General features: G+C 44.9%; 17 protein-coding genes. 5 read left to right on the top strand and 12 right to left on the bottom strand.

Features of this window, described 5'->3' with window-relative positions:
- Positions 1-109: 109 nt before the first annotated feature.
- The 10 genes from tsaE to lpxB form a co-directional block, all read right to left on the bottom strand.
- Positions 110-655, bottom strand: coding sequence for a tRNA (adenosine(37)-N6)-threonylcarbamoyltransferase complex ATPase subunit type 1 TsaE (tsaE, locus tag EGV92_RS10135; RefSeq protein WP_341352813.1), 546 nt, complete (start codon positions 653-655; stop codon positions 110-112).
- Positions 648-1,247: a 6-pyruvoyl trahydropterin synthase family protein gene (locus tag EGV92_RS10130; RefSeq protein WP_131669151.1), complete on the bottom strand. Its 600-nt coding sequence runs from the start codon at positions 1,245-1,247 to the stop codon at positions 648-650. Before EGV92_RS10130 ends, tsaE begins: the two co-directional genes overlap by 8 nt.
- Positions 1,248-1,402: 155 nt before the next feature.
- A complete protein-coding gene (locus EGV92_RS10125; protein WP_131669149.1) occupies positions 1,403-2,278 on the bottom strand; it encodes a 1-aminocyclopropane-1-carboxylate deaminase/D-cysteine desulfhydrase in 876 nt (291 codons plus the stop codon).
- Positions 2,279-2,387: 109 nt separating this feature from the next.
- Positions 2,388-2,912 (bottom strand): DUF6985 domain-containing protein, encoded by a 525-nt coding sequence (locus EGV92_RS10120; RefSeq protein WP_131669148.1) that lies wholly within the window; start codon positions 2,910-2,912, stop codon positions 2,388-2,390.
- A 148-nt stretch (positions 2,913-3,060) separates the two neighbouring features.
- On the bottom strand, positions 3,061-3,504 hold the full coding sequence (locus tag EGV92_RS10115) for a GNAT family N-acetyltransferase (RefSeq protein WP_131669147.1): 444 nt from the start codon (positions 3,502-3,504) through the stop codon (positions 3,061-3,063).
- A gap of 195 nt (positions 3,505-3,699) precedes the next feature.
- Positions 3,700-4,314 (bottom strand): hypothetical protein, encoded by a 615-nt coding sequence (locus tag EGV92_RS10110; RefSeq protein ID WP_131669146.1) that lies wholly within the window; start codon positions 4,312-4,314, stop codon positions 3,700-3,702.
- 400 nt (positions 4,315-4,714) lie between these two features.
- Positions 4,715-5,992 (bottom strand): saccharopine dehydrogenase family protein, encoded by a 1,278-nt coding sequence (locus EGV92_RS10105; protein WP_131669145.1) that lies wholly within the window; start codon positions 5,990-5,992, stop codon positions 4,715-4,717.
- 325 nt (positions 5,993-6,317) lie between these two features.
- The gene (nspC, locus tag EGV92_RS10100; RefSeq protein ID WP_131669144.1) at positions 6,318-7,463 is read right to left on the bottom strand and encodes a carboxynorspermidine decarboxylase; all 1,146 of its coding nucleotides are present in this window, start codon (positions 7,461-7,463) and stop codon (positions 6,318-6,320) included.
- A gap of 199 nt (positions 7,464-7,662) precedes the next feature.
- A complete protein-coding gene (locus tag EGV92_RS10095; protein ID WP_131669143.1) occupies positions 7,663-8,571 on the bottom strand; it encodes a ribonuclease HII in 909 nt (302 codons plus the stop codon).
- A 286-nt stretch (positions 8,572-8,857) separates the two neighbouring features.
- Entirely contained in the window at positions 8,858-10,069 is a 1,212-nt protein-coding gene (gene lpxB, locus EGV92_RS10090) for a lipid-A-disaccharide synthase (RefSeq protein ID WP_242678703.1), read from the bottom strand.
- Between the two features lie 260 nt (positions 10,070-10,329).
- Between lpxB and EGV92_RS10085 the strand changes: the two genes are divergently transcribed.
- Entirely contained in the window at positions 10,330-11,412 is a 1,083-nt protein-coding gene (locus tag EGV92_RS10085; RefSeq protein ID WP_131669141.1) for a 3-deoxy-7-phosphoheptulonate synthase, read from the top strand.
- A 103-nt stretch (positions 11,413-11,515) separates the two neighbouring features.
- On the opposite strand, the gene pepN is transcribed toward EGV92_RS10085, so the two are convergent.
- Complete coding sequence (gene pepN / locus EGV92_RS10080) at positions 11,516-14,155, bottom strand: aminopeptidase N (protein ID WP_131669140.1); 2,640 nt, start codon at positions 14,153-14,155, stop codon at positions 11,516-11,518.
- A gap of 417 nt (positions 14,156-14,572) precedes the next feature.
- Here pepN and EGV92_RS10075 point away from each other — a divergent pair, with 417 nt between their 5' ends.
- From EGV92_RS10075 to EGV92_RS10065, 3 genes are all read left to right on the top strand, one after another.
- Positions 14,573-15,226: a DUF6231 family protein gene (locus EGV92_RS10075; RefSeq protein WP_131669139.1), complete on the top strand. Its 654-nt coding sequence runs from the start codon at positions 14,573-14,575 to the stop codon at positions 15,224-15,226.
- Between the two features lie 334 nt (positions 15,227-15,560).
- A complete protein-coding gene (gene pal / locus EGV92_RS10070) occupies positions 15,561-16,112 on the top strand; it encodes a peptidoglycan-associated lipoprotein Pal (protein WP_131669138.1) in 552 nt (183 codons plus the stop codon).
- A gap of 177 nt (positions 16,113-16,289) precedes the next feature.
- Positions 16,290-16,985 (top strand): 4'-phosphopantetheinyl transferase family protein, encoded by a 696-nt coding sequence (locus EGV92_RS10065; protein ID WP_131669137.1) that lies wholly within the window; start codon positions 16,290-16,292, stop codon positions 16,983-16,985.
- 96 nt (positions 16,986-17,081) lie between these two features.
- On the opposite strand, the gene EGV92_RS10060 is transcribed toward EGV92_RS10065, so the two are convergent.
- On the bottom strand, positions 17,082-17,912 hold the full coding sequence (locus tag EGV92_RS10060) for a hypothetical protein (RefSeq protein WP_131669136.1): 831 nt from the start codon (positions 17,910-17,912) through the stop codon (positions 17,082-17,084).
- Between the two features lie 771 nt (positions 17,913-18,683).
- Here EGV92_RS10060 and EGV92_RS10055 point away from each other — a divergent pair.
- Positions 18,684-19,442: an IclR family transcriptional regulator gene (locus tag EGV92_RS10055; RefSeq protein WP_131669135.1), complete on the top strand. Its 759-nt coding sequence runs from the start codon at positions 18,684-18,686 to the stop codon at positions 19,440-19,442.
- Positions 19,443-19,493 lie beyond the last annotated feature (51 nt).

Raw genomic sequence — 19,493 nt, 5'->3', positions numbered from 1 at the left:
ATAAATAGGGTAAGTTGATTTATTTTTACTTAGGCTATTTTAAATAACAATAACGCAAGACATGACAGCTATCACACCATCACTTCTTAAGATTCAAAAGATTAAAAATTTAAAAGTTAGTAAAGTCAGTCAGCTCAATACCTGCTACCTTACCTTGCGTAGTGACAGTCAATTGAACTTGACGCCCCTCTTTACCATCATCGCTACTGTTGTCTGCTTGAGCGATATCTATTAGCAATACAGGCGGCGTGAGATAGTCTTCGGCACGACTGGCCCACTCAATAATTAATAGCGCGTTCGGGTCATCCTGATATTCATCAAAGCCAATAAACGACAGCTCTTCAGGGTCTTGTAAACGGTATAAATCAACGTGATATACCGGCTTACTCCTGCCCTTGCCACTCTCGCCTTGCAGCGCAATCTCATAGGGTTCAACCAAAGTATAGGTCGGACTTTTGACCGCACCGCTATGACCCAATGCATGTAGCCAATATCGCGTTAATGTAGTCTTGCCTGCACCCAAGTCACCAGATAACCAAACACTGCCTGCTAGATTCAGGTCTGCCAACTGTTCAGCCAGGCGCTGAGTATCGGCTTCAGAACTTAACGTCAGTGTCAGCGTTAAGGGCATAGAATTATTTAGTGCCTCAAGCATTGGTCACCTGTAACTTAACTTTCGGATTAATAAAGGGCTGACCTTTAATAAGCTTATGATACATCTCAGGGTCGCTCCATTCGGCTTTGATCTGATCACTAAACTCAAAGTCTGCAAGCTCAAGCTTGCCCATATGCTCATTGGTGACGTCCTCGCTAAAGCACTGCGCGTAGCCCGTAGCTGTCTCATGAGCGATGACCGAATAGACGCTGACGTCTGCTTCGCCGTTTTGCATTTGCGTTTGCTTTAAGATGCTATCTGCCCAAAAAAATATGACGCGCGAGAACTGCTCGGCCGATGGTGACACAGGCAAGCTAATCCAGCGCGCGCTAAACTTTTTGCACGCTTCAATATACTCAGGGTCGTCTTTATTCCAAAAACAAATGGCATGGTCAAAGCTATCGATAATATCTTTAATCGACGATTTGAGCAGACCAAAGTCATAGACCATCTGACCGTGGTCCAGACGCTGCGCCTCCAAGATTAGCTCAACCTGGTAGCTGTGCCCGTGAATTGAGCGCTTGCAGCGGTCTGAGCTACAATTGCGCACGATATGGGCGTTTTCGAATTTGAACAGTTTGCGAATGCGCATAAGTGAGATTAAGTCATTATTAGTTAAAGTGGCTTCATTATAGCAAAGCAGGCCTAGCCTAGATATTGATAATACAAAATCAAACTTTCGGTACTACTTATTGGGTTATTTATTGGAAAGTCATTAGCTTATTTCACTTTAGCTTTAAACTCACGTTATGTACTTCCATTAAAAGCTTGTAGCCCGCCTGTATGGATAAATAGTATCTTACTCGCTGATGCAAAGTCGCCTTGCTCTATCATAGCTAACAATCGATAAAACGCCTTTCCCGTATAGATAGGCTCAAGAGGCAGAGCATAGCGGGCTTTTATATCGGCAATAAAGGTCAGTAGCTCATCGTTAAATTTGCCGTAGCCGCCGAACTTATCTTCCGAATATAGCGTCCAGTTTTGCTTATCACCCTCTGTCCACTGCTGGATATCATTAATCAAAAAGTCGCCTTTTAAGGCGGAAAAGCCAAGTAATCTCTGATTACGATGACTCGCGTTTATTAGTCCAGCAAATGTACCGCCCGTCCCTACTGCGCAGACGATAGCATCAAAACCTTGGCAATCTTGTTCACTTAAAATCTCCTCGCAGCCTTTTACCGCAAGCGTATTGGTCCCGCCTTCAGGAATGATATAAGCGTTGGGATAACGGGCTTGCAATTCAGTTAAAAACTCAGGGGTATGCTTACGGCGATAATCGGTACGGCTGACAAACTCTAACCGCATACCCAAACTTTGCGCCGTCGTGAGGGTTGAGTTCAATGGTTTATCTGCTAACTCTGCCCCACGAATGATACCAATACTGTCAAAGCCGAATGACGTAGCCGCATGAGCCAAGGCGTGAATATGATTGGAATACGCCCCGCCAAAGCTAAGCAATTGCGAATATCCTAGCCGCTTGGCCTCAATCAGATTGTATTTGAGCTTGAACCATTTATTGCCCGAGATGGTCGGATGCACTTGGTCGATGCGTTTGACGGTGATGGTAATGTCATCGAGTAATTGGATGGTCTGATAGGGAATGGGCATGTTGCAGGTTAACATAGGTTGCGCGGTTTATTAAACAGTTAGAGACTACAGCGAAAATGAAACGTATTAATTAAAAAATGGCTTGTGCAATCGCTAACCCACCTGACATAACTTAGCTCAGCTATTAATAATAAATAACATTTTCTAACTTATCGTCTGCATAAGCATCGGAATTGGTAAGGTGACCGTCGTAAGGACCTACTTTAGTGACGACTAGACCTTGCTTAAAGACAATTTGCAGGCCGTGCTCTGGCTCCCAGTCGCAACCGCACTCTAAGGAGATATAAACTTCTTTATCTCCATAAGCACGCCGACTGACTACAGGCATAGCGCCAAGCTCAATATGTTGCCAAATACCTTGTGGATCTACAGCCCCGATATAACCATCTTCCTCTGGTGTCACATAATCGGCCACGTCTTTGTAATATTGATAAATATGGCTTTGGGCTTGCTTCAAGACCGACTCATCAATAGTTAAAAAGTTAGCGATGGCTTGATGAAAATCCTCTTTGGCCTCATCTTCTGCATAACCTTCTAAAATGAACTCAACCTTTTTGCCACCAAAGACGTCTACAGCAATAGGCTTACTTTTTAGCCAATTATCGAACTCATATCGTTGGACTTCACCGAGAATTGGCACTTCAATCATGGTTGATATCCTTTAAAGATTTGACTAACCGCTTATAGTCTGCCCACAATAAACTGGTTACGGTGTTATCCTCACTAGCCCTATGCTGTTAACTGTATAGTTTGCGCTCGGCTTCCTTGTAGCAATATTATTGTGGATTGACTATAGTTTATAAATCTAAGAAATAGTTAAAGTACTCTGTGTCCATAACGTAGCCTACGGACTCATAAAGCTGCTGCGCATTGGTGTTGTCACGGGCCGTCTGCAAACTGATGCCTTTAGCCTTGGTACTCACCGCATGGTCACGCGCGGCGTTTAGTAACTGTCTACCGATGCCTTGACCGCGATATTCTTCAAGGACATACAAGTCATTCAATACCCAAGTGCGCGCAGCGGATACCGATGAAAAGCTAGGATACAGCTGGGTGAAGCCAATTGGCTTATCATCGTCGTCCTTTGCAAGTAAAATGACGGACTCTGCATTTGCCAGTCGCGCTGATAAAAATGACCGTGCTAAGTCTAAATCACTGGGCTGACCATAAAACACTCGGTAATTATCAAAAAGAGGGACGACTGACGCTAGTTCTGAGGCGGTAACTTGGATGATTGTCATATTTAAGTTTCGTTATTTTAGCTATATAAAATATCAATGAAATTATACTTTATAGGACACATGCTGCCTATAGAGCATTAAATGAAAATTTATATCAATTTTTCGCTATCAATTTGATTATAAATAAAGGTAGATCCCCCTATCGAAAACCTACCTTCTACTTACAAGACTATAGGTTACTTACAAGATCATAGATTAATTATCAAATTTAATAGTCTCAAGCGTGGTCTCACCACGACTGTTTTTGACAAATCTCTCCAATATAACGAGGCATTTACTGCCAAACATACCCGTCAAGCGATAATTGCTATTTGCTTTGGGGGTAAAGGTGCCGGTGACACTACAGGCATTAAAAGCATCATTGCCTCTAAAATATACTGAAAATGGCTGGTCAGGTGTAATATAGCGTTCTGTCACTGTGACATCTACCGTGCTGCCAACTGCTGACTGATAAAGCCGCTGCTCTCTATCAGTGGGTTTGGGCAGGTTTAAATCATTATCAAATATTAACCGCATTTCTTTATCGTTAAAGCCCTGAATAGGAAGTCGGGTAGATTTTGAACTACCATGCATAGATAGCACGCCTGTCCCGAGTTTGGTCGAGCTACGATATCTATCAGAGTTTGGTGTCGCATTGAAGGAGCCACCCCACCCGGTCACAACTTGCAGCTTGGTTGAGGTTTTCTCAGGTAATTGGGCGACATACATGTTATCGGTAAGAAGATTTAAAGAACTTTTTGCCACTTGGCAGCCTTGCAGACCTAAAGTAGCCATCCCTAGTATTGCTATATTAGTGAATATCTTGTTCATCTGTTTCTCTTAAAATTGGAAGCTTAGTGTCGGATTAGTAACTATAGCGTGTGGTTAGCGATAGCCTAACTCACAGAATAGTATCGATAATTATAACCACGATAGATATTTAAAAGATAGCTGATATTACCGCTAGCCCCGACTGCAGCGGTATCCTGCTAGATTGAGCGGGCTGTGGGCGCTTGCCTGAAGGTGGTATCGAGAATACAGGAACACCATCAGGCTCTAGCGCCCGTCCCGCTCAGACTAGCAGATACAAGCAAAAGGCGGGATTAGCTCCCCCACCTTTATCTAAAGTACTTAGAGCTTATCAAACCTGCGCCCATAAAAAAGCCCGCCTAATGAGTGACGGGCTTTTTCATGTCAGACGACTTAAATCATCAATAACTTAACGAGCAAACTACTCGCTAAACGCTAAAGGTCGGTCGCCGTCCGCATCTTGGATACGGGTTGGTAGGCCGATTTTATTGAGTAAGTTAATGAAGGGCTTGGCGTCCAATTCTTCGACGTTGACCATCTTGCCTGCGTTCCACTCGCCAGTGGCAACGAGCATGGCAGCAGCGACAGGGGGCACGCCTGCGGTGTAGGAGATACCTTGGCTGCCGACTTCGTTATAGGCGTCTTTGTGGTCAGCGACGTTATAGATGAAGATCTCGCTATCTGTGCCATTAATCTTGCCTTTCACCTTGTCACCGATGCAGGTCTTGCCCGTATAGTTTGGCGCGAGTGAGCTTGGGTCTGGCAGGACGGCTTTCACAACTTTCAGTGGTACAACCTCTAAGCCTTCAGCAGTAGTGACCGGTTGCTCAGAGAGTAGGCCGAGGTTTTGCAGTACGGTGAAGACGTTGATGTAGTGCTCGCCAAAGCCCATCCAAAAGCGGATGTTGGGCACGTCTAAGTTGGCGGACAATGAGTGAATCTCGTCGTGACCAGACAGGTAGCTGTTTTGCTCGCCAACGACAGGCAAGTCGTCAGTACGTTTGACCTCAAACATTTTATTAGATTGCCACTGGCTGTTCTGCCAAGAGTAGACGGTGCCAGTGAACTCGCGGAAGTTAATCTCGGGGTCGAAGTTGGTGGCGAAGTATTTGCCATGGCTACCCGCGTTGATATCGATGATGTCGATATCAGTGACGCTACCCTTGTCCATCATGTCGTAGCCTAGGCGCGCGTAAGCGTTGACGACGCCGGGGTCGAATCCTGCGCCTAAGATAGCGGTGATGTTGTTATCGGCGCAGCGCTGTTTGCGTTTCCACTCGTAGTTGCCGTACCAAGGCGGTGTTTCGCAAATCTTGCGTGGGTCTTCGTGGATGGCGGTGTCGATATAAGCAGCACCCGTGTCGATACAGGCCTCTAACACGGTCATATTAACGAACGCTGAACCGACGTTGATGACGATTTGCACGCCAGTATCGCGAATAAGCTGGGCCACCGCTTCGCTGTCCATGGCATCAACTTCGTGGGTTTTTAGTATGGCTTCTTGCTTAAAGCTGCCCTTCTCCACGATGCTAGCGGCGATAGCATCGCATTTGGCTTTGGTGCGTGAAGCGATGTGAATCTCGCCGAGTACGTCATTGTTCATAGCACACTTATGCGCGACGACTTGGGCGACGCCGCCTGCACCGATGATAAGTACGTTACGTTTTGGAGCTGAGCTAGCTGGACTGGTTGTGGTCAACGGATGAATCCTCCTTTGAGTGCCATATTGATGAGTGGTTGGCACAGGTTAATGATGTACGTGAATTAAAAAGGAAGACCAGAGGAAAACCCACGTACCCGAATTGCTAATTAAACACCCTCATAGTGCCTCTTTTATTAAAGGAAAACGTGCTGCCCTTTTTGTAAAAGCTAGGCGGCAAGCACTGATCATGAAGGTAGATTTCTTTTTAACACTTAAGAGAATATACGGCTTAAATGACTCGCCTCTCCAATTTATATTGGGCAAAAAACTAACCATTACAAATGGTAAAACTCTAAATTAACCAGAACGATGTTTTCGCAATTTACGACAGACTGGCTTTAAAGTCCTCATAACCGAAGGTTTTTTGCACGGTTAACTTGCCCTCATCATCGCGGATAACGATAGACGGCATGGCGACACCATTAAACCAGTTTTTCTTGACCATGGTGTAGCCAGCCGCATTGCCAAACGCGACTCTATCGCCAATCTGTAAAGGCTGCGCTAGCTGGTATTCACCAAAAATGTCGCCAGCCAGACACGACTTGCCATAGATAATGGTCGATGTAGCAGACTCAGTTGCTATGAGCTGACAAGCTTCAGCGTTTATCTCAACCACAGGTGCAGTCTCACGGTAGATAAGTAGGTCGAGCATGTGCGCCTCAATAGACGAGTCCACTACTGCGAGTGCCTTGCCATTATGAAGCGTATCAAGCACCGTGGTGACCAGTTTAGCCGCGCCGTGGATACAGGCTTCACCTGGCTCAAGATACACCTGAACGCCGTGGGTTTCGCTAAATTGCTTAAGCCGCTCGGCCAGCTTCTCTAAAGGATAATCCGGCGCAATAAAGTGAATACCGCCGCCTAGGCTCACCCAATCAAGCTGCTTGAATAGGTGGCCAAACTTAGCTTCGATATCATCAAGGCTGGCGCTAAAGGCGTCAAAGCTATCATTCTCGCAGTTGTTATGAATCATCACTCCGCTAATGTCGCTTACCACACCCTCAATTTTATTAATATCATGCTCACCTAGACGGCTAAAGGGCCGCGCAGGGTCAGCGATAATAAACGACGAGTTACTGGTCTGCGGATTGAGGCGCAGTCCTACAGGGATGCCTTGCGCTTGCGCCTTGTCTTTAAAAGCTGCCAGCTGGTTAAAGGAATTAAAGATGATTTTGTCAGCGTACTCAAGTACCTCATCTATCTCATTTTCAGCATAGGCGACGCTATAGGCATGCGTTTCGCCTGCAAAGGCCTCTTTACCCAAGCGTACTTCATTGAGTGATGACGAGGTCGTGCCGTGCAAATACGGACTCATGACATCGAACACACCCCAAGTCGCGAAGCATTTAAGCGCCAGTAAGGCCTTAGCGCCTGACAGCTCGCAAAGACGCTGAACGATACTTAGATTACGCCGTAATGCGGGCACATCAATTTCATAATAGGGCGTGGTTAAAGATACAGTCGTCATCGTTGAAGCCTTTGGCAGGTCATAGTCTATAGTAAACAAAAGGGGCAAAAATTGGGCAATTATAATAGGTAATGGCTAAGAACCCAATAGGGAATCATGCTCAACGGTGCAATTAAGAATAGACGTCAACCTATAGACTATCATAACAGGCGTTAGCAATAGACCGTCATAGTAACGATGGTTAGGTGAATTTAAAACTCTAATCTTCTAAGGCTCGCTTAACCGGAGCAAAGCTACGCCGATGCGCTGGCAAAACACCATGCTCAGCGATAGCAGCCAGATGGGCTTGAGTCGGATAGCCCTTATGCTGCTCAATAGCAAACTCTGGGTGCTGCTTGGCCAACTCATACATGCCTAGATCTCGGCTAACCTTAGCCAACACACTTGCAGCAGCTATACTGGTATGGCGACCATCGCCTTTGACCCACGCTTGCAAGTCGATTTGCTCACGATTGATACCGAGAGTGGCCAACTTAGTAAAATCAAACTCTGGGCAACGATTGCCATCGAATAATAGCTCAACGCTTAACGTTGACCTATCAAAATTCTGAATAGCGGTATCTTGCTCCTCACCCTCTCTGGCTTCAGGTAGGCTTTCGACGATAGCTTGCAATAATTGCTCAGTACATAACTGCATGCCTAGCATCGTCGCTTGCAAGATATTGACCTGGTCAATGACTGCCGCGGGCACATCCGCTACGACATAACCTAACGCCTGCTGTTGAATAAGGGGATAGAGTAAATCACGCTTTTTTTCACTTAGCTTCTTAGAGTCCGTCAATATTGCTAGTGGTGTACCCTGCAACGGCTGCGCCTCAATCTCACCTGACCATGCCGTCGGCAGTATGGCCGCCGCAACCACCACATCACCGAGTAATGGCCCCCGCCCTGCTTCATCGACGCCAATTTGTAGTCGCAGCTCAGTAGACTCTACCCTACTATCCTTCGCACCTTTCATATCCTTCAGTAGCGCTAGTGAATTAAGCGACCCTGATAACCGGATAGGCGCTTCTAAACTGATATATTGACCCTTAACAGCGACTTGCTGAATCTGCTGCTGAATGGCTGCTTTAGATAACGATGGTGACACAGATGGTATGGCATTCATAAATATGGCTTTTAGTAAATGGCAAAAAGGCTTTTGATCAACACAGTTAATCTGATTTAAAACTGATACGTAAAAGAGTAGCTAGTATAAATTTACTGGCTAAAAGTCATCAGATGGCTGAGGCGGACGTAAGCTTATACTAGCAACTTTGTGACCAATATAAAATGGATTGACTATAAAAGGGACAGTAATGAGCGCAACAAAGGCTGTAAAAAATAGCAGGCTTAACTTACTATGCAAAACAGCTATGAAAAAACAACTATTAAACACAGCTTGCTTACTGCGTTCAAGATTTCTGCTGCTCAAGCCAATGCTCAACAACAGCATGCGCCGGCTGTTGGTTGCTTTGGTTTTTTAAAGCTTCTTTGGTCTGAATCAACGCTTGTTGCTGCACCTTGTAAGCACGATCTAGCATGAGCTGAGTCACGCTGCGACAGATGCTCATAGCGGTGGCTTTTTCTTGAATCAGCTCAGGGACGATTTGCTCGTCTGCCAATATATTAGGTAAGGACACAAAGGGTACTTTGACGAGACGCTTCGCAATCTGATAAGTAAGGTTATTTAATTGATAAATAACGACCATCGGCCGCTCAAGCAGCATCGCCTCTAGGGTAGCTGTTCCAGAAGCCAGTAACACGATATCAGAAGCCGCCATCGCTTGCTGACTGAAGTTAGGCTGCGACTGATCGTAGACCACCGTTATCGCCTCACGAAGTTGCGCTGAGTGCTTATCGATTAAGTCTTGGACGATATATTGATGGTTCTGATCGACTGTAGGCACGATAAAGCACAGCTTAGGATCGACCAGTAGTAGCTTTTGGATACCGTCTAACATCAGTGGTAGTATCGCATTAATCTCACTGCGCCGTGAGCCTGGCATCACACAAATTAGCTGACTGACGTCCTGATAACGCTCCTTAAAATACTGCTGCAAGCCATCATTGTGCCAAACTAATGTGCTGCGTAGCTCAGCGGTCGGCGTTTTGACGAGATATTCTGGAATAGTGTGCAGCAGCGGATGACCTACACACACAGCAGGGTGATGATGACGCTTATATACAGCTAGCTCAAAAGGAAACAGGCAGAGCACCAAATGCGTTGCTGCCTTAATCCCGTGTATTCGTGACTCGCGCCATGCCCAAACCGAAGGACTAACGTACTGCACACAAAATACGCCTCTTGGTTTGAGCTTTTTGGCGACCCGAAGGTTAAAGTCTGGTGCGTCAATACCAATAAACCAATCTATATTGGCCTGCTTAAAAGCGGCTAATAGCTCTTGCCGAGCTTTTAGCAAATCAGGTAACTGCGACAACACCTCGACCAAGCCCATGACAGCAAGGCGCTCTAATTCAAAAATAGGCGTTAACCCCTGCGCAATCATGCGAGCGCCGCCCACACCAACCCAAGTAATACCGTCAAAAAGATTGTTCATCTGCGCCATAAAATCAGCACCTAGCGCATCTCCAGACGCCTCTCCTGCGACAATACCTATCACCATCTGAGGTTCTGCGCGGCCACTATGAGTCTTGACTTGTTGGGAAATAGTCTCATTGTGATTAGATCGCGATATCATAAGACTCTCATATATAAAATTTTGGAATAAGCTAGTGACGACTTCATAGTATTATCAAAAGTATAACAAATTTTTCGTTTTTACATTCCAGTAATCAGTCAATTAACTCTACCTATACTCTTGTCATCTGATAATTTAGACCGCATAATGAAAAGCTCAACCCTATAGCTAGTAGAAAGAAAATCATGATGACACCAGCCACTCATAATGTAGATATTGATGACGTGAATATTGAAGAATTTATCCCCTTAGTAACTCCAGCTGAATTAAAGGCGGAGCTGCCTTTATCCGACGTCGCCCATCATACCGTATTGCATGGTAGACAGACCATTCAGAATATATTGGATGGTCATGACAAACGCTTGTTTGTCGTTATTGGGCCATGCTCTATTCACGATATAGCAGCTGCTCACGAATATGCTGACCGCTTAGCAGCACTCGCCAAAGAGATTGAAGACACGATCTTTATTGTTATGCGCGTTTATTTTGAAAAACCTCGCACCACGGTCGGTTGGAAAGGTCTCATTAATGACCCTGATATGAATGACAGCTTTGATATTCAAAAAGGACTACGCCTAGCTCGCAAGCTACTGCTTGATCTCAATGAAAAGGGCTTACCTTGTGCGACTGAAGCGCTAGACCCCAATACGCCGCAGTACATTCAAGACTTGATTAGCTGGTCAGCTATTGGCGCGCGCACGACTGAAAGCCAGACCCACCGCGAGATGAGCTCTGGTCTCTCCTGCCCAGTCGGCTTCAAAAATGGCACCGATGGCAGCATGACAGTGGCTGTCAACGCCATGCAAGCGGTACAAGTCGGTCATAGCTTTTTGGGACTGTCCTCTGATGGTAAAGTCTCTATTATTAAGTCTAAAGGCAATCCATACGCACACGTTGTACTCCGCGGCGGCGCAGCAGGGCCTAACTATGACGAGACAGCGGTCGCTCAAGCTGAAAATGAGCTGGCTAAAGGTAAAACTAGCGGCAAGATTATGATTGACTCTAGTCATGCCAACTCTGGTAAAGACCCTTATCTTCAACCGATGGTCATCAAAAACGTCGCTGAGCAAATCAAAAATGGTAATAAATCTATCATTGGTCTGATGATCGAAAGTCATTTAAAAGGTGGTAACCAGAAGCTCACTAGCAATCTCGAAGATTTAGAGTATGGCAAGTCTATTACCGATGGCTGTCTTGACTGGGAAAGTAGTGTCGCTGCCCTCCGTAACCTGCGCGATGAGGTAAAAGACGTCCTCCCTAATCGTTAATGGTATTAAGCCGTTAAGCGGCCCTCTGTTTTATATAATAAAAAGCCCATCAAATCGATGGGCTTTTTACGTTAGAGCCTTAGATGACGGTAAACACTTGAACTTATGACTCAGCGTTCAATACACTACCTAAACTTTCGAGGACATGCTTAGATGACACACGATCGCGCAGCTTGAGCAGCTGATCATGAGCGACTGATTTACGCGCATCAACTAAGGTGTACCAACGTGCGAGTACTTGCAGCAAGCGTGAGGCCAATACTGGATTTAGCTCATCAAGCTTGGCGATGACCTCAGTATAGACCTCTAGTCCTACTTGCGTCCAAAGCACATCCGGCTGCGCGGCAAAGGCACTTATTACCGCACGCACCCGGTTCGGCGTACCCCAATCAAAGTCATCTCGTGCCATCAGCTTGGTAATGTCATCGGCACTGACATGGTCTGAAGCCGCCTGAACGCTAAACCACAAGTCGATGACTAAGGCTTCATCATTGAAGCGCTCATAGAAGTTCGTTAGATATTTCTCAGTGTCTGATAATTGATGATTGACTATTGCTTTTAGTGCACCCAAGCGCTCTGTCATACAGCTGGCTGACTCGTACTGCTGCACTGCCCAATCAGCTGCACCATCAACCTTAGCGGTCAGTGCCAAATCCAATAGGACATTTCTTAAGGCACGCTTGCCACGAGCTGTTGGTGTATCTTCAAAGGTAACGATTGGCAGCGACTGATACCACTGTTTAAGCTTTGGCTTTAAATGAGTCGCGACCTGATTGTATAAAGCTTCACGTTTTTGTTTCATTACGGCTGGATCATAGTTTTGACTCATCGCCGTAGCCAGCTCACGCTGTGAGGGGATATCAAACAGTCTCGCGGCTAGCATAGCGTCTTCATCGATTAGCGACGGCATAGTAGCTGATAAGGCTTCTAAATATCTGGACGCAGGTTTATCTTGCAGCAATATTTTATTAACCAGTATCTGCGTCGCCTGCCAGCGATTAAAGCCATTGGTCTCATGGGTCATGAGAAAGGCTAAATCATCATCCGAATAATCAAAATTCAATTGTACCGGGGCACTAAAGTCGCGCAGCAAGGAGATGACGGGCATCTTAGCGATATTATTAAAGGTATAAGACTGCTCTTGTTGATCTAAAAGTAGCAACCGCTCCTCTAAGATAGCGCCTGAATCTCTATCGAATAAGGCAGTGGCTACCGGAATCGGTAATGGTTTTGGCGCATCAAATCCTGATACTTGCCGTGTCTGCTGCGATAAGGTAATCGTCAAAGTTTGCGACTCAGCATCAAAGTTATGCTGTCCTGAGAGCGTTGGCGTGCCCGGCTGACGGTACCAATCTAAGAATGGCTCTACACTGGTGTCAGTCACACTCATAGCAGATAAGAAGTCCTCGACCGTCACAGCTTGACCATCATAACGACGGAAGTATTCATCAGTCCCTTTTCGGAACTTATCTGGCCCTAATGTGTTATAAATCATGCGCACAATTTCTGCGCCTTTCTCATAGACCGTGGTGGTATAAAAGTTATTAATCTCGGCAAAACTCTCAGGGCGCACAGGATGTGCAAGCGGCCCAGCATCTTCACTGAATTGATGCGCGCGCAGCATCGACACGTCATCGATACGTTGCACCGCAGCTGACTGCTGATCGGCAGAGAAGGACTGGTCACGAAATACCGTGAAACCCTCTTTTAGACATAACTGGAACCAATCACGGCAGGTAATGCGGTTACCCGTCCAGTTATGAAAATACTCATGAGCGATGACAGCCTTAACATTGAAGCTGCGCTCGTCTGTTGTCGTCTCAGGACTTGATAATACACATGAGGTGTTAAAGATATTAAGGCCTTTATTCTCCATCGCGCCCATATTGAACTGACTCACCGCCACGATCATATAGCGATCTAGATCATAGGCCCTGCCATAGTTGTCTTCATCCCACTTCATGGCATCTTTAAGCGCTTGCATGCCCACGTGGCACTTATCAATGTCTGAGCTTTTGGCATACAGCTCTAACAATACTTCACGGCCCTCAGAAGTCGTATAGTGATCGGTCAAGACATCAAGGTCAGCAAAGACGCAAGCGAATAAATAGCTGGGCTTATTAGTCGGGTCTTCCCAAATTGCATAGTGACGCTCAGATTGACCATCAACTTCACCCTGCTCGACTAAATTACCATTGGCTAGCAAGGTCGGAAAACGCTTGTCTGCTTCAAGGCGCGTAGTAAATCTCGCTAGTACATCAGGGCGGTCAGGATAGAAAGTAATCTTGCGAAAGCCTTCAGGCTCACACTGAGTCACAAACATGGTCTCAGCGCCTTCACCGGCCATATACAAGCCCTCAAGCGCCGTATTAGTCTGCGGGCAGATGCGCACTTGTGTCTGCAAGGTGGCTTGATCTGGCGCATCTTCGATAACCAATCGCTCAGCGTCTAACGTATAGTCACTAGCCGCTAACGCCTTACCGTTCATGGTAATTGATTTAAGCTCAAGGTCTTGACCAAATAGTGTCAGCGCACCTTCAGCTTGTCTGACCATTTTAAGCGTCGCATCGACCAGCGCATGATCAGCAAATAGCTTGATGTCTAAGTCGATAGTCTCGACATCAAAGCTTGGTAGCTTATAGTCCTTAAGGAATATCTTTGTCGGCGGCTCAGTAGGATTGACGGGGGGCACATCAGGCATATTAGGATTGATAGTTTGGACGTCGTTATTGGCCTCTGACATAGTTTTTATCCTTAATTAGGGAAGCTAAGCTCATTTGCGCTTAGCCAAAATTTTATCTAAAGCGGGGCTAAATTCCCCTGTGTTATAGTAATAACGAGTGTATACACGCATAATATGCTTATCGTTAATACTAAAAAAACTCATATAAGTTACTAGCAATCAGTTATTAGCAGTAACTGCCTAAACTAGATTAATGTATTAACAGGCAGTATTATTGAGCCTACTTTATATGTATTCATAGTTGGCATATATTCTAAAATTTCAAGGGTTAGTGATAATTATTCGCTTAAGGAGTGCTAATAGTAGCCACCCTATTTGATACTGTTATCTTTCTTCTCTCAGTACTGCTCCTCTAAACTTAAGAAGCCTTTGTATTTTTACCCACACTCTTTATCCCGATCTGGAAGCTCTTGCACTATGCCTAAGTCATCACCTGCGCCTACTGATATGATTAAAGATAAGCCGTCGCCCAGTTTATTGCAGCAATTTGCCCACTATACTCAAGAGCTATTATCCAGTACTCAAGCGCCATCGACCACCAGTCAAACTGAGTCATCGCTTCATTCAACGCCTAATCCGCATGATAAGGTTTTATGGGCTATAGAAAATTCATATTATAAGCTGGCTATTGCGCAGCTAGATACCGAGGTGGTTGAGGTTATCGATATAGAGACTTTAGTCCAAACACAAACATTGCAGCGGTATGAGCTAATCTGCTTTTGGCTGCCCTCAATCAGTAGCGACGCCTTCAAACACTATTTACCCACGCTGATACGTAGTCGAGACCTAGATGCCGAGCATACTATTGTGGTCTTAAGCGGCGATATTAATTTACGGCCTTATGGCTTCGTCAGTTTACGCGATTCACCGATAAGTGTGGCTGATTACGAATTAAGTAGTCCTAACATACAAAACACTGTCCCAAACAACTCTTCGTTAAATTCTGCATCAAATAGTGCTCACAGGCTTCAGGCTTGGCAATTTAATCTTTTTGACTATAAGCCAAGACCTCATTGGCTCAATGCAGACTACTGGGCCAATCCAGAAAATTGGGACAAGTACCGCTGGTAAGGATTTATACTATTTATTTATAGGTGCACTAAATAGGCACTCTAATTAAAAAATCTATCAAAACTGTCGGTTCATCTTTATCCCACATATTTTTAGCAGTCAATCTTTAAATCGATAAGTTTTTTATTAGGTTAATCGGCTAGTGTCAGTCGAAATATCTTGTAAAAGTGTCTTAACTTTGCCATTATTTACAGTAATGCTACTTACATAACGTAACATTGAATTTATGATGTGATTCAATGCAACACGGCGATAATAATGAATTTAAGTCGTGATTGTTTTATTACTATTGTCATTATAACTGCCCCTCATTGAGGAAGTTTAGGAGCTTTTTATGTTATCTGCTTTGTCATCTCTTCACCAGAATACTAAACTCGTTACTAAAGTCACTGCCCTTGCAGTTTTAGCTGGCTCTGTCGCCTTCACCACGGGTTGTGCGACTAAGCGTGCTGGTACTTCTGAGGTAGTCGTTGCCCCGCTTGGTATCCCTGGTGGTAGCAGCGTTTATAATGGTGGCGCGCTCGTAAACAACGCAGATGCTATCGTTAATGCGGCGCAGAATATTCAAGCAACGGTTTACTTTGCCTTCGATCGTAGTGACATCACTGCTGAAGCAGCCGCTATCCTTGATCAGCATGCTGCTCTACTAGCCAGCAACCCTTCAGCTGCTGTACTGGTCGCAGGTCACACCGATGAGCGTGGCAGTCGTGAGTACAATATGGCCCTAGGTGAGCGCCGCGCCCAAGCAGTTCGTAGCTACCTAGCTTCTAAAGGCGTATCAGCGGGCAACGTGAAAGTCATCAGCTATGGTGAAGAGCGTCCAGCAGTTACTGGCAACTCTGAGCAAGCCTATGCCCAGAATCGCCGCGCTGAACTGTCTTACTAGTTAGGTTTGCCCGTGGCTACTGATGACTACTGACAGATGATGTGTTAATAGCCTAATATAGCCTCATAAAAATTAAACCCCAGCTACTTTATTCATTAGCTGGGGTTTTTTCTACTTGCCGCTATACTTATAGCTATCCAGATTTCTTATAATCCTTTTAAACTAAAGACTCCCCTAATGATCCATTTGCCTCAATTTTTTAAATTGGACGATGGGTGCTGGTGTGCAACAGCGCAGATAGCATTTAACACCCAACAATCAGCAGATTCTAATCTAGGTGATTCACAACGACACCAACCCACTAATCACACACTCAATATTCAACGATTGGCCGTGCGAGCCTTGTGCCAAGCGCTAATGAGTCATCTGAATATTACTGATGACATTGATGAGCGTAGCTTTCCATATCGCTTATCACAAGCAGGCCATTACCTTTGTTTTAGCCACTCGCAAAGCCAAGTTGCTGTTATTTTGAATACTCAGCGTCCCTCAGGAGTAGATATTGAGGCTCGAGAGGTCAGCTGGCGTCTAGCCCAGCGCTTTTATCACGATGATGAAATTACTCAGCTACAGAATATCGAACCGCCACTATGCGCGCAGTTATGTCGCCATTTGTGGCAGATCAAAGAATGTCTGGTTAAGATTGAACAGACGACTTTGATTGCTACCTTAGGCCAATCCTGCGCGCAACTGATCCCCGAGATCATTAATGCGGCTCGTATTAACGAGCTTACCTCTACTCATTATCCCTGCCAATCTGCACAACAAGATAATAGTCAACAGCTTATAGTATTGTCTGAAACCCTTCTTGTTAATCAAGACAGCTACCGTATCGGGCTGATACTTGCCGAGCAGCTTGTAGTTATATTTTAGTTATCGCATTAGGATATATTGTCAAACATAAAATAGCAGGCATAAAAAAACGACCCGAAGGCCGTTTTTTTAGTACCAACTAATAATAGCTATTTATTAGAAGCGGTAAGTAGCACCTAGCTTAACGATAGGTAACCATTCCATGTATTTTTCGCTTTCAATTTCTTGCTGGATACGCGCTTCAGCTTCATCGCCGTTAGCACCGTTAGCAACAACATTAGCATCAACTTTACCCATGTAAGCAGCACCTAGCTCACCGAATACGCCCCAGTTATTGTTAATATTTGGACGGAAGCCGATAGTAGCATATGGAGCAAGTTTGTTGCGATGCTCTAAGTCAGCTTTAACACTACCAACGTTAGTCAAGTCACCTTCTTCAAGCTCAACACCATTAGGCTGACCAACGTAGAATTTTTTACCGTCTACTGGGTAGTAACCATTAGGGCCTGCATCTTTAGCTTGAGCAGTTGCAGTAATTTCGTTATCAGGAACGATGATACCAGCACCAACTGTGAACCAGTTAGCTGCAGGACGTAATTGAACGCCTAGGTATGGGTTGCTGAAATCAGTTTCGATATCATAAGTAACATCATTAGCGTCAAAATCACCGCCAGCTAGTTTACCAATATCGCCACCAGCCCAACCAGCTTGTAGTTCAGTAGTTTCGTTAAGACCCCAAGCAACGTTAGCACCATAACCTAGTGTACCAACTTCAGCGCTAACTGCTGCTGGATGAGTAACGGTGTCAAACAAAGTACGAGTAGTACCAACAACTGCACCAGTAGTATTACGGATAATACCAGCGTCTGAGTTATACTGGTAAGCAGGAGCTACTTGGTCAGCAACAGGAGCAGCTGGCTCAACAGCCATAGCAGCAGTAGAACCTAAAACGGCAGCAGCAATAGCAGTAAGTTTAACGAATTTCATAAATCTCTCCTAAAAAAAATAAGCCCTAAAATGATGACGCCCCTCTTAGATGACGATAAAGAAACGAAGCATCAATCATTCTGTTGGGCAGATTAAAACAATTTTTGTGCTAAATGTCACCCCTCAAAACCTAATATTTATTTGCCATTATGTAACCATTGCATATATCTTGTAATAAAACGGCAATAGCAGCGTAAAATGTAACTTCATGTTACAAATTCTATTGTTAGTAACATTTAACACTACAAATACTATGGGGGCGACTAGCACTAAATCAAAGCTAATGACTCGATGACTCATCGCTAAATAGCCTACCACGATTCAACAAAGGTTTTGATAACTATTTTTAGTTGCAACTTACACCTAGGTAGGTATTTAGTATGCGTTTCTATCGCCACACGCCAAATAACTTGAGCCTAAATAACTTAAATCCAAATAACTTAAACCCACTTCAAGTAAGTTGGCTTGATTCCCACCTCATTTAGTCTCACTACAATCTGTAACTTTATTCAATTTAATTCAAGACCGTGTTAGAGATTGAGGTCTTTTAAAAAGAAGGCTAAGACTCAGATAATCAATCCTCCTATAGAAAGTAAGTCATAGCGGCGATCTAGACTAAATTGTAGCAATATCTAGACCACCATGTAGTACCAAAGCAATCAGTAGCAAAGCAATATATAATGTAATATCGTTTGACAGTGACCCTCTGCCATAGCGCAGAAGGTTATCACTACCGTTAGATTGCAAATTATCAAGTTATGAGTCGTAACCATGCCAAAAGTGTCTTCTATTACCCGAGTCTTACAAATTATTGAAGCTGTGTCGTACGCGCCAAAGCCTCTTACACCACTGGAGTTAGCCCAAGAGCTAGACATTCCAAAGCCTACTATTCATAGACTTATCCAGCAGCTGGTGGATGAAGGGTTTGTCGCTGTCGACATCACTGGCGGCATTATTCCAGGTAAGCGCGTACGCAACTTGAGTGTCGAGCTATGGCAGCAGCGGCAATTTTTTAGTGAGCGTCAAGTTATTTTGCAAAGACTGGTTCACGATGTCAAAGAGACATGCGGCATTGGCGTACCGCATAACATGGATATGGTCTATACTAATCGCGCACAGACCGACTTACCCCTGCAGATATACCTTCCTATCGGTGCCAAGTCGCCCATGTGGTGTACCGCTACCGGTAAGCTGTACCTGAGCCAATTGTCACCGCGTAGTCGTAGCAAAATGCTTAATAGCCTACCATTGGATAGGTTTACCAAAAACACTATTGTCAATATCGATGAGCTAAATGCTGAGCTTAATCGGATTGCAAAGACTGGAATTGGTATAGATAATGAAGAGTTTATCTCAGAGATGGTCGCCGTTTCTGTACCGATACTGGACAAAAAGGATCGCTATTTGGCGTCATTATATGTCCACGGTCCCACCGTTCGCGTCTCGCTTGAGGACTTATTAGCATTAGTGCCTAGACTTCAGCAAGCCGCCAAAGATATTCAGGCTTTGGTGTACGAGCTACAAAGCTAAAGTCATTCTTGGCCAATCATATTCAACCAACCTTACTGCATCGAGCTTGCT

The sequence above is a fragment of the Psychrobacter pygoscelis genome, assembly GCF_004335015.1.
GTDB lineage: Bacteria > Pseudomonadota > Gammaproteobacteria > Pseudomonadales > Moraxellaceae > Psychrobacter > Psychrobacter pygoscelis.
Note: the sequence above shows the minus strand (reverse complement) of the source record. Positions and strands in the feature narration are given on the sequence as shown.

What these genes read in the sequence shown, in the direction of transcription:
- EGV92_RS10095 (WP_131669143.1), bottom strand. Translation starts at nt 8,571, where the DNA reads ATGAATGCCATACCATCTGTGTCACCATCGTTATCTAAAGCAGCCATT.
- tsaE (WP_341352813.1), bottom strand. Translation starts at nt 655, where the DNA reads ATGCTTGAGGCACTAAATAATTCTATGCCCTTAACGCTGACACTGACG.
- EGV92_RS10125 (WP_131669149.1), bottom strand. Translation starts at nt 2,278, where the DNA reads ATGTTAACCTGCAACATGCCCATTCCCTATCAGACCATCCAATTACTC.
- EGV92_RS10120 (WP_131669148.1), bottom strand. Translation starts at nt 2,912, where the DNA reads ATGATTGAAGTGCCAATTCTCGGTGAAGTCCAACGATATGAGTTCGAT.
- nspC (WP_131669144.1), bottom strand. Translation starts at nt 7,463, where the DNA reads ATGACGACTGTATCTTTAACCACGCCCTATTATGAAATTGATGTGCCC.
- pepN (WP_131669140.1), bottom strand. Translation starts at nt 14,155, where the DNA reads ATGTCAGAGGCCAATAACGACGTCCAAACTATCAATCCTAATATGCCT.
- EGV92_RS10130 (WP_131669151.1), bottom strand. Translation starts at nt 1,247, where the DNA reads ATGCGCATTCGCAAACTGTTCAAATTCGAAAACGCCCATATCGTGCGC.
- EGV92_RS10075 (WP_131669139.1), top strand. Translation starts at nt 14,573, where the DNA reads ATGCCTAAGTCATCACCTGCGCCTACTGATATGATTAAAGATAAGCCG.
- EGV92_RS10055 (WP_131669135.1), top strand. Translation starts at nt 18,684, where the DNA reads ATGCCAAAAGTGTCTTCTATTACCCGAGTCTTACAAATTATTGAAGCT.
- EGV92_RS10115 (WP_131669147.1), bottom strand. Translation starts at nt 3,504, where the DNA reads ATGACAATCATCCAAGTTACCGCCTCAGAACTAGCGTCAGTCGTCCCT.
- pal (WP_131669138.1), top strand. Translation starts at nt 15,561, where the DNA reads ATGTTATCTGCTTTGTCATCTCTTCACCAGAATACTAAACTCGTTACT.
- EGV92_RS10065 (WP_131669137.1), top strand. Translation starts at nt 16,290, where the DNA reads ATGATCCATTTGCCTCAATTTTTTAAATTGGACGATGGGTGCTGGTGT.
- EGV92_RS10060 (WP_131669136.1), bottom strand. Translation starts at nt 17,912, where the DNA reads ATGAAATTCGTTAAACTTACTGCTATTGCTGCTGCCGTTTTAGGTTCT.
- lpxB (WP_242678703.1), bottom strand. Translation starts at nt 10,069, where the DNA reads ATGGTGATAGGTATTGTCGCAGGAGAGGCGTCTGGAGATGCGCTAGGT.
- EGV92_RS10110 (WP_131669146.1), bottom strand. Translation starts at nt 4,314, where the DNA reads ATGAACAAGATATTCACTAATATAGCAATACTAGGGATGGCTACTTTA.
- EGV92_RS10085 (WP_131669141.1), top strand. Translation starts at nt 10,330, where the DNA reads ATGATGACACCAGCCACTCATAATGTAGATATTGATGACGTGAATATT.